Raw genomic sequence first — 13,893 nt, forward strand, 5'->3', positions numbered from 1 at the left:
AATCTTTCATTCATTGGGTAAATACTCGGTTAAAATAAGCAATTCGTGAATAATTAATGATTCTCTATTAGATGTCAAATGCTGAGTCACATTTTGTAATGCAAAAAAATCGTCAACAAGGGCTTTTTCAGCCTAAAATTCCAGTTAAAGCATTACTTTTTGTTTTATGTTTTCTCTCATTCAATGCCTGGTCTGCTTCAGAAAACCAAGCAGATTCCGTTAATCCCACTATCGTTAACTCTAATACAGTTAACCCCAATGCTACTCTGTTAGATAACAACCCTTGTGCTCCTGCACTGATTGCTGAACCTCAAAAGATTCCTGCTGTTATTAAAAATACCAAAACAAAAACACCTGCAGAACAACATATTGAAGCCGACAAACTTTCGCAACCAGACAATAACCAGTATTTATTGGAGGGGTCAGCGGTCTTTAAACAACCTGGGCTGGTGGTGTTAAGTGATAAGGCGTTGTTTAATAAACAACAACAAACAGCTCAATTTGATGGACATATAGAAGTACATCAACCAGACATTACCATTACCGCTCAACAGGCTAAAATTAATAATCAACAGAAAACAGCGGTTCTAACAGACACTAAATATCAAATATTGCCAAGTCGTGTGCATGGTAAGTCTAAACAAATTAGCATCGATGAAAAAGCCCAACAAGCTGCGCTAGCCCGTGCTTCTTTAACCACCTGTAAAGTCAATTCTGATAAATCAGTAGATTGGGATTTAAAATCTGATGAATTAACCATCAACAATAAAACTCGCCGTGTGGTCGGTAAAAACACCACCATCTACTTTAAAGATATACCCGTTTTTTACACGCCTTATTTTGATTACCCTTTAGACGATAGAGCTAGCGGTTTGCTATTTCCTGAAATTGGTAGTTATAAATCCATAACCCAAAATTCCAGTAACCAATATATTAAAATTCCGTATTACTTCAATATCGCCCCCAATATGGATGACACCTTAACTGCCATACCTATGACACAACGCGGTTTAGCGGTTGAAAACGAATTTAGATATCTCAGCAAAGATTATGGCATTACCCATAAAGCACAAATCACCTTAACAGGCCTGCAAGATCAGCTAACCAAATCAGAAGGCCTGGTATCAGCTGACACTGATGGCAACTTAGTTTACGGCGATAAAATCTCTGATCGTTGGCGAGCAAGCATTAAAGCAGAACAAAACTGGGGGCATGGTTTTAGTAGTAACATTAATTGGGATGAAGTGTCTGATGAAAACTTTTTTGCCGATATCCCAGTGCAAAATGAGCTAAAAACAGCATCACAAAAACTGAGAACAGCTCAACTTAATTACCAAAATGGTGACTTTAGCTCTTACATTCAATTACTGAGCTATTTGCGTTTACAAAATGCCGCAGTTAACTATGAAAAACGTCCAGAAATTGGTGCCAGTTATAGCAAATACTTTAATCATTTTAATATGGAATTAAATGCAACGGCTACCGAGTTTGTTAACCCCGTTTCTAGCGTTGGAAAACCAGAAGCCACTCGTTTACACTTTGCCCCCACACTCACCCATAAAGTAGAAAATAATTATGGTTATTTGCAAACCACCCTAGTGGCTAACGAAACCCAATACTTTATGAAAAACAATGGCTACAATCCTGCCAATGAAAGTAATATTGAGCGTTTTATTCCGCAATTTGCTGTGCGTGGTGGCTTAACTTTTGAAAGAGACGTTACTCTCGCAGGCCAAAACTTTACCCAAACGTTAGAACCTGAAATTCAATATCTTTATACTCCTTATGAAGATCAATCCAATATTGCATTATTTGATACAGATAATCGCAGTCTTGCTTTTAGCAACTTATTTGAGCTTAACCGTTTTACCGGTTATGACCGTATTGGTGATACATCACAGATTGCCACCGCTTTAACCACTAAACTATTAACCCCACAAGGGCTAAAAGTAGCTGAAGCTGGTATTGGACAAATCGCTTATTTAGCTGACCGAAAAGTTACCTTAACCAACACACCAGAAACCGATGGCTTTTCAGATATTTTTGTCAAGTTTGGCCTAAACCTTCAAGATTGGTACGCCTCTTCAACCATACAGCTTGACCGCAGTAAATACACCTTAACCAATGCGAATAACCGTATTAGATGGCAACCATCAAAAGCGACCACAATCTTAGTCAACCACACTTTAACCAATAGAAATGAACCTGATGAAACTGAAATGATTTCAATGGGTGGTTATACTAAAATCAATAACACTTGGAACCTGGGTTTATACAGCAGTTATGACCTGCGTGAAAAAGATTTATATGAAACACAAATCGGTTTACGATACGACTCTTGTTGTTGGGCAGCAGAAATTATTGCAGAACGCACACAACTCGAAAATGGCTTGTATAATGATGGCATTCAAATTCAGTTTGAGCTTAAAGGGCTAAGCTCTTCTGGTAGCAAATTTCAACAAGACCTAAACAAAAGACTTAATTTTTAAACAAGTCTCTTAACTAAGGCTTTAAAAGGCAAACGCATGAAAAAAACTCTACATTCTGCTCTCTTTACGGTTTTTACACTTTTCACATCAGCTAGTTTTTATAGTGCACCAGCCAATGCCGGCGAAGAGTTATTAGATAAGATTGCTGCTGTTGTAAACGACCATGTTATTTTACAAAGTGAATTATCGACAAAAATGTTTGAGCAGTCTCAAAAACTGGCAGCACAAAACATCCCGGTCAATGATGTAGATGCACTTAGAAAAAAAGTTTTAGATGGCATGATCTTAGAAGAGCTACAAATTGAACGTGCTCAGCAGTTAGGGTTACAAGTTCCTGACGAAGAAATTAATGCACAAATGAAAACCATTGCTGAACAAAACAATATGAGCTTAATGCAGCTACGTAATCGTTTAAATATAGAGCAGCCAAATGGTTTTCAAAAAGCTCGTGAAACGATTAAAGAACAACTGCTTATTCAAAAATTACGTCAAGAAGAAGTTATTAGTAAAGCTTTAGTGACTGAAAGTGAAATTCAAAATTACTTAAAACGTCAAAAACTAGCCGAAAAAAATGTGGAAGTAAGACTTAATCACATTTTGATTGCTTTACCAGAATCGGCAACCCCGGAAGAACGCCAACAAGCATTGGACAAAATTACCGAAATCAAAAAACGTATTCAAGAAGGTGAAGACTTTTCACAACTTGCAGTACGTTATTCTAACGGTGGTAAAGCCCTGCAAGGTGGTGATTTAGGATGGATGAAAGAGTCAGAAGTACCAACCTTCTTTGCCGATGCCATTGAAAACTTAAAAGTCGGTCAAGTTAGTGACATTATTCAGAGTGCCAGTGGTTTTCACTTAATTAAATTGGCTGATAAAAAAGATACTAGTCAAATCGATGAAGTAACTGAATACCATCTATTCCGTTTTATTATTTTGAGTGATGATATTGACAGAACTCATGTACCAAAAGAGTTGATGAAGCTCTCTCAGTCAATTCACAGTATGCAAGACTTTCAGGCTTTATCGCAAAAATATCCAGATATCCCGGCTGAAGTGAATGCTGACAGTGATTTGGGTTGGCGCACAATTGATAAAATTCCAGAAGTTATTCGCCAAGATGTTAAGCAGCAGCAAACCAAAACGGCATTACCGCCACTTGCTACTGATAAAGGTTGGATGCTGTTATACCTTGACGACAAAAAAGAAATAAACAAAGCTGGCGAAGACCAAACTCAAAAAGCGATTCAGACAATTCGTATGCGTAAAGCCAACGAAATGTTTGACCTATGGTTACGTCGCTTAAAAGATGAAGCTTACATTCAAATAAAATAAGCTTAGCTTTACCGTAAAATTTATCGCCTTTAACTTATAGCATTTAACATATTTTATTTAGTTAAGCAGAATACTCAGTCTTTTAAGGTAAAAACCTTTTAAACATACAAAGACTGAGATTCTGCTTTTTACCTTGATAAAGGTTCTTTTTTCAGCCTTCGTACAACCCTAAAAGTGAACATCAAGATGACTCAACGTTTAATAATCACCTCTGGAGAGCCTGCAGGCATTGGCCCAGATTTAGTACTGCAACTTGCTCAAAAAGCGTGGCCAATCGAGTTAGTGGTAATCGCCGACAAAACTCTGCTTCAACATCGTGCAAAACTACTTGGTTTAAACGTTGATTTCATTGAATACGATGCCAATAAACCTGCTCAGCCTAGCAAAGCACTGCAAATGGTTATTGAAGAAATTAAAACTCCACAACCGGTGGTTGATGGACAGCTCAACCCTGCCAATGCCGAATATGTGATTAAAATGCTTAAAAGAGCTATTCAAGGTTGTATGCATAATGAATTTGCGGGTATGGTTACCGGCCCTGTTCATAAAGGCGTAATCAATGAAGCAGGCCTGCCATTTACTGGTCACACCGAATTACTTGCAGAAGACAGTAATACTAAACAGGTCGTCATGATGTTAGCCACACCTGGTTTACGAGTCGCCTTGGCCACCACCCATTTGCCTTTAGCGGATGTGCCAAAAGCGATCACTCAAACATTATTAACCGATGTTTTAACCATTACCAACGATTCACTCAAACACCAATTTGGTATTGAGAATCCACACATTCTAGTTACTGGTTTAAACCCACATGCGGGTGAAAGTGGTCATATGGGGCGTGAAGAAATTGATGTCATTGAACCTGTTTTAGAGAAGTTGTCTTCGCAAATGAACTTAAGCGGCCCATTACCGGCTGACACCTTGTTTACCCCAAAGTATTTACAGCAAGCTGATGCCGTATTAGCCATGTACCATGACCAAGGTTTACCTGTGTTAAAACACATGGGCTTTGGTAATGCGGTCAATATTACGTTAGGGCTGCCCTTTATTCGTACCTCGGTTGATCACGGAACGGCCCTAGATTTAGCAGGCACAGGCAAAGCAGATGTTAGAAGTTTTGAATACGCTATTGAAGTCGCATTGCAAATGGCACAAAATCAAAACCCGCATAATCAAAACTCACATAATCAATAACCACCATTGATAAGCCCTCAAGTTAAAGAGTAAAAAGCATGGCAAAACAGCATTCAGGTCGTTCTTCTGGCCACAAACACAAAAAACAATTTGGGCAGAACTTTTTAAACAATGGCCGAGTGATTGACCAAATAGTTGCTTCTATCCGTCCTAAAAACACTGATCATATGGTAGAAATTGGTCCTGGTGAAGCCGCCTTAACCACCCCATTGATTGATGTCGTTAAACGATTAGATATTATTGAAATTGATAACGACTTGATTGGTCCGTTAAAAATCCGTTTTGCAACCAAGCCTGCGTTTAACCTTCACCATACAGATGCCTTGGCCTTTGACTACAGCACCCTACTTGAATTTGAGCCAGAACAACCTCTAAGAATTGTGGGAAATCTACCCTATAACATTTCTAGTCCGCTGATGTTTCACTTACTTAATTACAGTGAACACATCAAAGACATGCATTTTATGTTGCAAAAAGAGGTGGTTGATCGTATTACAGCAAAACCAGGCATTAAAGCTTATGGTCGATTAAGTGTCATGATTCAGTACGCCTGTGAAGCCGAATACCTCTTTACCGTTGGGCCTGAGAACTTTACGCCACCGCCAAAGGTTGAATCCGCCATTGTACGTTTACTACCTTATCAACAAAAACCATTTGTTGCCGATAACCAAGAGGCATTTGCTGAACTGGTTAAACAAGCATTTAGCCAAAAACGCAAAACCCTACGTAATACATTAAAAGGTGTTTTAGATGCTGAACAAATTGAGTCTTGTGGCATTGATCCAACTGCACGTGCAGAAACAATTAGTGTTGAAAAGTTTGTAGAATTGGCCAACCTTTATTACAAAATTACATTACAATCTGCACAATAAATTTTATAAATAAACCTATTTTGATGGTGAAACACTCCCTATGACAACCTATGTAATTGGTGATCTACAAGGCTGTTACGATGAGCTACAACAGTTATTAACAGAGATTAACTACAACTCCGACAATGACCATTTATGGTTTGTGGGTGATATTGTCAATCGTGGTCCAAAATCTTTAGAATGTTTGCAATTTGTTAAAACGCTAAGCCAACAAGGCAAAGCTGATATGGTGTTGGGAAATCATGATTTTCATCTTTTAGCGGCCTATTGCGGACTCGAAAAGTTTGTTTCAAAATCTGACACCTTACAACCCATATTAGAACATCCGCAAGTTGATGAGTTAATGGATTGGTTACGTAAACAACCGTTAATGGTGACTCACCCGATCTACAACTCGGTCATGGTTCACGCAGGGATTCCACCTCAATGGTCTATTTCTGAAGCTCAAAATTATGCCAAAGAGGTGCAAGACCAATTGCAGCAGAGTGATTGGAAAAATTATATTATCAATCATTTATTTGGCTCAGAACCTAATAAATGGAAAGACAGCCTAACTGGCTACAAACGTTTACGTTATATCGTAAATGCATTTGCCCGTATGCGTTATTGCGACAGTAATGGTAGGTTAGAGTTTCAATTAAAGTCGGTACCTGTAATAACCAAAAATAACGACTCAGAATACCAACCATGGTTTATTTTTCCAAATAGACGTAACAAAGACTATGAGATATTTTTTGGTCACTGGTCAACGCTTGGTGCGATAGATGCTTACAATATTCATTCCACTGACACGGGCTGCTTATGGGGTGGCAAAATGACCGCTTTTGCTATGGAAAGTAAACAGCGTTATACCATTGACTGTCAGCAGTTATGCAAACCGAAACTCAAAAAGAAAAAGTAAGAACCGCAAATTCATATGAACGATAATCAGCCAAATGATTCTCAAAATAAAGTAGATATCCCTTCGCCAGAAGAGATGTTGCGACGTCTAAATGATGTGGATGTACAGCAGTTCAATATCAAAACAGTTGCTTCTGAACTTAAAGGCAATAAGATTTGGGTATCGGTTTTAACAATACCAGTAAGTGCTATTATTTTGGTGTTAATTACTTTACTTGGTAGTTTTATGTTTGACCAACCCATTCTCAGCTTTATAGTTGCCGCTGCCCTACTTTTTTGGGTAAGTAAGATGTTTGAAGGGCAAGAGAGAAATTATAAAATTGCCGCCCGCCATGAGATAATGCAACGCATAAAACAAACTGAAGGTGAGTTTGGTCTTATCCCACACTTTAAGCACTTTTTACCTAGTAAATATCGTCACCTTTGGCAGTCTCTTAAAAAAGGCAAATATCAATATATTGAACAGTATGTCCAAGCTATTTTATTACTACAAAATAAATTAGATGCAGAAAATTTTACTCATATCTGGTACCTAACTTATCCTGAGATTGATCCCGATAAAGCTGATGACTCAAACTTTTCTGAGCCAACACCGTAAACCGAACTTTGCTACAGATTAATCAAAACAATCCTACTTAATTTACCAGGCCTGGTAAAACCATAATTTGAACAATGACTATACTCAGTGACCGCCAGTACACCTAGGCGAAGCGGGAATATTTTGTTCTAGTTCAATCCATTCAGCTGGCGTATAAGTATGTAAAGCTAATGCATGAAACTGTGGCATAAGCTCTACTAATGCTTTATACACAGCTTGCTGCCTTTTAACTTTATTTAGCCCGTCAAAACTATTTGAGACAAGGGTTAACTTAAAATGCGATTCTGGTGCTGGCCCTGAATGCATATGACTTTCATTTAACAACTCCATAAACTGAACGTCAAAGTGGTTGTTAATGGCTTGCTCTATTTGTGGTTGAATCATTTTTTATTCCTTAATAAAACTTAACTGATAAACTTAACTTATCACACATATAAACAATTTTATTACAAGTAGACGCCTTGGTGTAAGAATTCAACATACAATAATCTGATTATTAAATCATTTTTTTCTGATTTTTCTATTAAGGTAAAAGGAAAGACCTATGCGTTTATTCATCACGGTACTATTAAGTTTAAGTGTCATGTTTTCAAGTTTTGCAACCTATGCAAACGAAGCTGGTAAATCAGCCACACCAAAACATACATTAAAAGTTACCCCAGAAGTTACTGGGCCATCAAGTAACCGCTTTCCAGGTGATCCACCTACACACAAAGCCGTTTATATGTTTGATAAATCCGATGCTGATTACCAAACTCATATTCTTAATTCTATCCAAGCGATGATTCAACTTTACGGAGATGATGTCAGTATTGCGGTAGTCGCTATTGGACCAGGTATTCATGTTTTAGCCAAAAAACCAATGCGTAAAGTCGACCCTCTTACCTACGAACGCGTTGAAAGCTTAGCTAAAGATTACAATGTTCGTTGGATTGCTTGTGGTAATACCATGAAAACCATTGGCTGGAAAGATGAAGACATTCGCCCTTTTGCAGAATATGCAGAAGTAGGTGCAGCCGCTTTAATGGCTCTTCAAGAAAATGGTTATAAATTACTGGTTTGGTAGTCTACGTTGGCAATCTAATTTTGCAATACAAAGTAGCTACTCATGAAGGAGTTAATGAAACGCAATGACAAACCAAATAAATACCCCAGAAGATTTAAATAAGCACCTTGTTACAGAGCATTATAGCCATCGCATGGGTTGGTTAAGAGCGGCTGTTTTAGGTGCTAATGATGGCATTATCTCAGTGGTAAGTTTAATTGTTGGGGTGATTGCAGCTGGTGCAGAACGTGAATATATTTTGCTAGTAGCCATTGCCGCTTTAGCCGCAGGTGCTATGGCTATGGCAGCTGGCGAATATGTTTCTGTTAGCTCTCAATCAGATACCGAACAAGCTGACTTAGAGATAGAAAAAAAATCCCTAGAAGACAATTGGGACACCGAAAAACATGAACTTGCTCTTATTTATATGGAAAGAGGTGTTAGCAAAGAAACCGCGTTGCAAGTGGCTCATGAACTCATGGAACACGATGCCTTAGATGCCCACCTGAAAGATGAGATTGGTTTATCGGAGGTCCATAGTGCAAACCCGATTCAAGCCGCCTTTGCATCAGCCGTTTCCTTTATTACTGGCGGTATTATTCCAGTAATTTTAGTTGCCGTATTACCACTAGAGAATATGGGAATAGTCATCACAATCTCCTCTCTGGTACTTTTAGGTACGCTTGGAGCTTTATCTGCCTGGGTAGGCGGTGCCAGTAAGCTTAAAGGAGCACTGCGTGTTGTTATATGGGGTAGTATTGCTATGGCCATCACCACTTGGGTAGGAATGATATTTGGAGTTGCTGGTTAATAATTATTTAAATTAATTATTTAAATTGATTGTTTAAATCTTCCCTTTGCTTTCACAAATAAAAAAGGCCGTTAATCTTAAATTAACGGCCTTTTTTTAAACCTTCAAATTAAATCTAAATAACCTGTTTCGATTACTTACTCATTTGTTGCTGAGCCAACAAAGCATCTAATTTTTGGTGAAGAGAGGCAATCTCGGCCTCCATTTTTTGCTCATGATTTTGAATAACCACTAACTCTTCAGTCACATTATCAACACACTCTTTTGCACTAGCTTCGGCTTCCATTTTTTTGTGCTCTTCATCTAATACTTCTACCACTATTCCAATCATCATATTTAAAAAGACAAACGCCGAGAAAAAGATAAAGGTAATAAAGTAAATCCAGCTTAAGCTGTAAAGAGTCATGGCCTCGTACATAACATCCGTCCAGTCTTCAAAAGTGGCCACACGGAACAAAGTCAATAACGATACGCCCAAATCACCCCACAGAGTTGGGTTAAGCTGAGAATAAAGCATATTGCCAATAACCGCATACAGATAAAAAATGATAAACATCAGCAATGCTACATAACCCATTCTTGGCAAGGCTGAAATTAATGCACTAACAAGCACTCTTAATTCTGGGATAAATGAGATTAAACGCATAACACGGAACAGTCGTAACATACGAGCAATCAGAGCATATTCAGAGTCATCTAGTGGAATTAAGCTGACAACAACAATGACAAAATCAAATATGTTCCAGCCTTTTTTAAAGAAGTCCCTTAAGCGATCTTCAGCTGCCATTCTAATGGTGATTTCAATCACAAAAAAGAGTGTGACGGCATAATCCAGACCAATCAAAATACTTTCTACCAGGCCTGGTAAATGATAGGTTCGTATTCCAATCATTAGTGACGAAAATATAATGACTGAAATTACAAAAAGCTCAAATACTTTGTTGTCTCTAATTTTTTGAAAACGGTTTTGAAAATCTAACCAAGTCATCGTTATTCCTACTTATTACTATTTTTTATTTATTAGGTTTGATTTAAGACTTAAAACAGCCCATTTATTTGTTCAAGTCGTTATTTAATTATTTACCAGGCCTGGCTTGTGGCCTTTTATGCTGTGTGACTAAAATTTTGGCTATTTTACTGTATTGATTAGTCTTTATAATTGTTAAAATAAATTTTTTTTATGAATATAGTAAAGGTTAGCATCATGGCAAAAATTACAGTAGTTGGACAAGGTGAATGTGAGTTTGATGGTCAGTTCTCAATGCTTGAAGCATTAGATGAAAACGGGTTTGATATGCCATATAGCTGCCGTGGTGGTAACTGCGGTGCATGCTCAGTACGCTTAATTTCTGGTGAAGTTGAAGAGATTCAAAGCCCTGCTTATGAAGCTGGAGACGGTGAGATTTTAACGTGTAGCGTGATTCCATTAAATGATGTTGAAATCGAATTAATTTAGATTGCTATACTGGCTATATACCAATTTATTTAATCACTCAATATACAATCACTTAAACTTAAAGTTACCCGTTTAAAGTATCCGGCCTTTATAACTGCTTACGGAAACTGGTAATTTTAAAAACAAAAAAGCCCCGAATTACGGGGCTTTTTTATGTAGCAAGAAACTTAAATTAATTAAGTTTTGCTAACTCTTTAGCAGCAAATTTAGCTGGTAGAGGAATATAACCATCTTTTACTACGGCTTCTTGTCCTTGCTTAGAAAGAACTAACTTAACAAATTCACCAATAACTGGCTCAACTGGTTTATTAGGCGCTTTGTTTACATATACATAAAGTACACGTGATAAAGGGTAAGTACCATTTAACGCATTAGCTGGGGTTGCTTCTACAGCTGCCTTTCCTTGCTTCTTAGCAACAGAAATTGCTTTAACACCTGCTGTTTTATAACCAATACCAGAGTAACCAATACCGTTTAATGAAGCAGTAACAGACTGTACAACAGAAGCTGAACCAGGCTGTTCGTTTACAGATGACTTGTAATCACCTTTACATAAAGCGTGCTTTTTAAAGTAACCATAAGTACCAGATACTGAGTTACGACCATAAAGCTGAATAGTTTTATCCGCTAAAGCACCAGTAGCACCAACTTGTTTCCAGTTTGTCACATCTTCTTTACCACCACATTTACGTGTTGAAGAGAAAATAGCATCGATTTGTGGGATAGATAATGCATCAATTGGGTTATCTTTGTTTACATAAACAGCTAATGCATCGATAGCCACACCAATACGAGTTGGCTTATAACCATACTTAGACTCAAACGTAGCGACTTCTTTATTCTTCATTTTACGGCTCATAGGACCGATATTTGAAGTACCTTCTGTTAATGCTGGAGGAGCTGTAGAAGAACCCGCTGCCTGAATCTGAATATTAACATTAGGGTAAGTACGTTTAAACTCTTCGGCCCACAATGTCATTAAGTTTGCTAAGGTGTCAGAACCTACTGATGATAAATTACCAGAAACACCAGATACTTTTTGGTAAGTTGGTAAGTCTGAAGCAAAAGCAGTAGTTGAAGTCCCAACTGTCGCTGCTAATCCCATTGCAAGTAAAAGGTTTACTTTTTTCATAATTGTGACTCCAAAATAATGTCGCATAAGTTTGTTTGAATACGCAGCAAATTATAGTGAGCCCGCATAAAACTAAATTGACACTAATGTGACACTTTCGTTACAAGATATATAAGTATAAACACGGATAAACAAGGGGGCTTAGTGCCCTATTAAGACTTTAATAAGAGAACATTAGTAAATTTTCTGTAATAAAGTCAGTTTTGAGAGCATATTTTTAATACAATGCGTTTACATTCTTACCCTCAGATATAGAGTTAACGTTATGGAATTTAGAGATATAAACGAGTTTGAAAATGCCACTTCTCGTGGCAGAAAAGAGATGTTTCGTTTTGGAACCGCCCTTCTTTTCATCATAATGATCATCTTATTTGCCTCCAACATTCAAACAGGTACTGGCACAGTCAGTATCGAGTTAGTCGTTGCCGCTATGATTGGCGGTTATATGGCACTAAACATTGGTGCCAATGACGTTGCTAACAACGTGGGGCCAGCGGTAGGCTCTAAGGCATTGACCCTAACTGGAGCCATTGTTATAGCAGCCATATTTGAATCTGCTGGAGCCTTAATTGCAGGTGGAGATGTTGTCAGCACAATTAAAAAAGGCATTATTGATCCTGGCTTAATTGGTGACAGTGACACTTTTATTTGGATTATGATTGCAGCACTGTTAGCAGGTGCTTTATGGCTTAACTTAGCCACCGCAATGGGAGCACCTGTTTCAACTACACACTCTATAGTTGGTGGGGTTTTAGGAGCAGGTATTGCTGCGGCAGGTTGGTCTATTGCCAACTGGGATAAAATGGGAGCGATTGCCGCTAGCTGGATCATCTCCCCAGTAATAGGAGGAATAATAGCCGCTGGCTTCCTCTACTGGATAAAACGGAGTATCACCTATCGTGACGACATGGTTAGCGCCGCTAAGAGGATGCTACCTATACTTATTGCGATTATGGCTTGGGCATTTTCAACTTACTTAATTATGAAAGGTCTTAAACATCTTTGGAAAGTTGATTTTGTTACAGCTAGCTTAATTGGTTTAGCATTTGCCGCAGTTATCTATTTAATTATACGCCCAGTTATTTCAAACCATGCAAAACGTCTAGAAAATAGCAAAGCAAGCGTAAATACTTTATTTACCGTGCCTCTTATTTTTGCTGCGGCTCTATTAAGTTTTGCTCACGGTGCAAATGACGTCGCCAATGCCGTCGGCCCTTTAGCCGCTATTTATGATGCCGTTCAAACTCATGGAGTGTCTACAAAAGCAGAGATTCCACTATGGGTTATGCTTATTGGTGCGATTGGTATCTCTTTAGGTTTATTATTATTTGGTCCTAAATTGATTAAAACCGTAGGTTCAGAAATTACCGAACTTGATCAAATGCGTGCATTCTCAATTGCAATGGCGGCTGCGATCACCGTTATCGTGGCTTCTCAACTTGGACTTCCTGTGAGTTCAACACATATTGCCGTGGGTGGTGTATTTGGTGTGGGCTTTTTACGTGAATACCTAAAACGCAGTTACGCTAAAACCATTCAATCAATTCGTGACCACCACCAGGGTACTGATCAGCAAGAGGTTGAAGAGTATATTGTGCGTTTTGAAAAAGCATCTTTGATTGAAAAGAAAGAAATGCTTGCCCAACTTAAAGCCAAAGAAGCTGAAGTTGAATTAAGTAAAAAAGAACGTAAGTCTCTTGATAAAGTTTATCAAAAAGAACTCGTTAAACGCTCAGCCTTCTTAAAAATTGTGGCTGCATGGGTTATTACTGTTCCAGCGTCTGCGACTTTAGCAGCGTTAATTTACTTTACAATTAGAGGTATGATGCTTCCGTAAACATTACAAAATAAGCATACAAAAAAGGGCATTTTATATGCCCTTTTTTGCTCTTACTTTAGTGTTGTGTTGCTACTCTTGTGTTGCTACTCTTGTGTTGCTACTCTTATGTTGCTGTTTTTATAATTACCACAAATTACCAGGCCTGGTATTCTGTTATGTGAGCACTGGATAAATATCAAAAGACAATCGTGTTTTTCGTATCTTTGATATTAACTATTAGA

Annotated in this window: 13 protein-coding genes; 10 read left to right on the forward strand and 3 right to left on the reverse strand. The window is 38.0% G+C overall.

Annotated features, from left to right (window positions below):
* Window positions 1–71 precede the first annotated feature (71 nt).
* The 6 genes from ACORJQ_RS11115 to ACORJQ_RS11140 all read left to right on the forward strand — a co-directional run bounded on the left by ACORJQ_RS11115 (window position 72) and on the right by ACORJQ_RS11140 (window position 7,388).
* Entirely contained in the window at window positions 72–2,489 is a 2,418-nt protein-coding gene (locus ACORJQ_RS11115; protein WP_321324550.1) for an LPS-assembly protein LptD, read from the forward strand.
* Window positions 2,490–2,525: 36 nt separating this feature from the next.
* The gene (locus tag ACORJQ_RS11120; protein WP_321324552.1) at window positions 2,526–3,824 is read left to right on the forward strand and encodes a peptidylprolyl isomerase; all 1,299 of its coding nucleotides are present in this window, start codon (window positions 2,526–2,528) and stop codon (window positions 3,822–3,824) included.
* A gap of 186 nt (window positions 3,825–4,010) precedes the next feature.
* Window positions 4,011–5,018: a 4-hydroxythreonine-4-phosphate dehydrogenase PdxA gene (gene pdxA, locus ACORJQ_RS11125; RefSeq protein WP_420719561.1), complete on the forward strand. Its 1,008-nt coding sequence runs from the start codon at window positions 4,011–4,013 to the stop codon at window positions 5,016–5,018.
* Window positions 5,019–5,056: 38 nt separating this feature from the next.
* On the forward strand, window positions 5,057–5,890 hold the full coding sequence (gene rsmA / locus ACORJQ_RS11130; RefSeq protein ID WP_321324553.1) for a 16S rRNA (adenine(1518)-N(6)/adenine(1519)-N(6))-dimethyltransferase RsmA: 834 nt from the start codon (window positions 5,057–5,059) through the stop codon (window positions 5,888–5,890).
* A 40-nt stretch (window positions 5,891–5,930) separates the two neighbouring features.
* A complete protein-coding gene (locus ACORJQ_RS11135; RefSeq protein ID WP_321324554.1) occupies window positions 5,931–6,791 on the forward strand; it encodes a symmetrical bis(5'-nucleosyl)-tetraphosphatase in 861 nt (286 codons plus the stop codon).
* 15 nt (window positions 6,792–6,806) lie between these two features.
* Entirely contained in the window at window positions 6,807–7,388 is a 582-nt protein-coding gene (locus ACORJQ_RS11140) for a hypothetical protein (RefSeq protein WP_321324555.1), read from the forward strand.
* Between the two features lie 84 nt (window positions 7,389–7,472).
* On the opposite strand, the gene ACORJQ_RS11145 is transcribed toward ACORJQ_RS11140, so the two are convergent.
* Window positions 7,473–7,772, reverse strand: coding sequence for a BolA family protein (locus ACORJQ_RS11145; RefSeq protein ID WP_321324556.1), 300 nt, complete (start codon window positions 7,770–7,772; stop codon window positions 7,473–7,475).
* Window positions 7,773–7,932: 160 nt separating this feature from the next.
* Between ACORJQ_RS11145 and ACORJQ_RS11150 the strand changes: the two genes are divergently transcribed.
* Both ACORJQ_RS11150 and ACORJQ_RS11155 read left to right on the forward strand, forming a co-directional pair.
* Window positions 7,933–8,454, forward strand: coding sequence for a DsrE family protein (locus ACORJQ_RS11150; protein WP_321324558.1), 522 nt, complete (start codon window positions 7,933–7,935; stop codon window positions 8,452–8,454).
* A 64-nt stretch (window positions 8,455–8,518) separates the two neighbouring features.
* Entirely contained in the window at window positions 8,519–9,244 is a 726-nt protein-coding gene (locus tag ACORJQ_RS11155) for a VIT1/CCC1 transporter family protein (protein WP_321324560.1), read from the forward strand.
* 133 nt (window positions 9,245–9,377) lie between these two features.
* On the opposite strand, the gene ACORJQ_RS11160 is transcribed toward ACORJQ_RS11155, so the two are convergent.
* Window positions 9,378–10,232: an ion transporter gene (locus ACORJQ_RS11160; protein ID WP_321324561.1), complete on the reverse strand. Its 855-nt coding sequence runs from the start codon at window positions 10,230–10,232 to the stop codon at window positions 9,378–9,380.
* A gap of 216 nt (window positions 10,233–10,448) precedes the next feature.
* On the opposite strand from ACORJQ_RS11160, the gene ACORJQ_RS11165 reads away from it, so the two are divergent.
* Window positions 10,449–10,700, forward strand: coding sequence for a 2Fe-2S iron-sulfur cluster-binding protein (locus ACORJQ_RS11165; RefSeq protein ID WP_321324563.1), 252 nt, complete (start codon window positions 10,449–10,451; stop codon window positions 10,698–10,700).
* A 172-nt stretch (window positions 10,701–10,872) separates the two neighbouring features.
* Here the strand turns inward: ACORJQ_RS11165 and ACORJQ_RS11170 are convergent, their stop codons facing one another.
* Entirely contained in the window at window positions 10,873–11,832 is a 960-nt protein-coding gene (locus ACORJQ_RS11170) for a PstS family phosphate ABC transporter substrate-binding protein (RefSeq protein WP_321324565.1), read from the reverse strand.
* 265 nt (window positions 11,833–12,097) lie between these two features.
* On the opposite strand from ACORJQ_RS11170, the gene ACORJQ_RS11175 reads away from it, so the two are divergent.
* The gene (locus ACORJQ_RS11175; RefSeq protein WP_321324567.1) at window positions 12,098–13,669 is read left to right on the forward strand and encodes an inorganic phosphate transporter; all 1,572 of its coding nucleotides are present in this window, start codon (window positions 12,098–12,100) and stop codon (window positions 13,667–13,669) included.
* Window positions 13,670–13,893: the final 224 nt, after the last annotated feature.

The sequence above is a fragment of the Thiomicrorhabdus sp. genome (assembly GCF_963662555.1).
In the GTDB taxonomy this organism is placed as follows: domain Bacteria; phylum Pseudomonadota; class Gammaproteobacteria; order Thiomicrospirales; family Thiomicrospiraceae; genus Thiomicrorhabdus.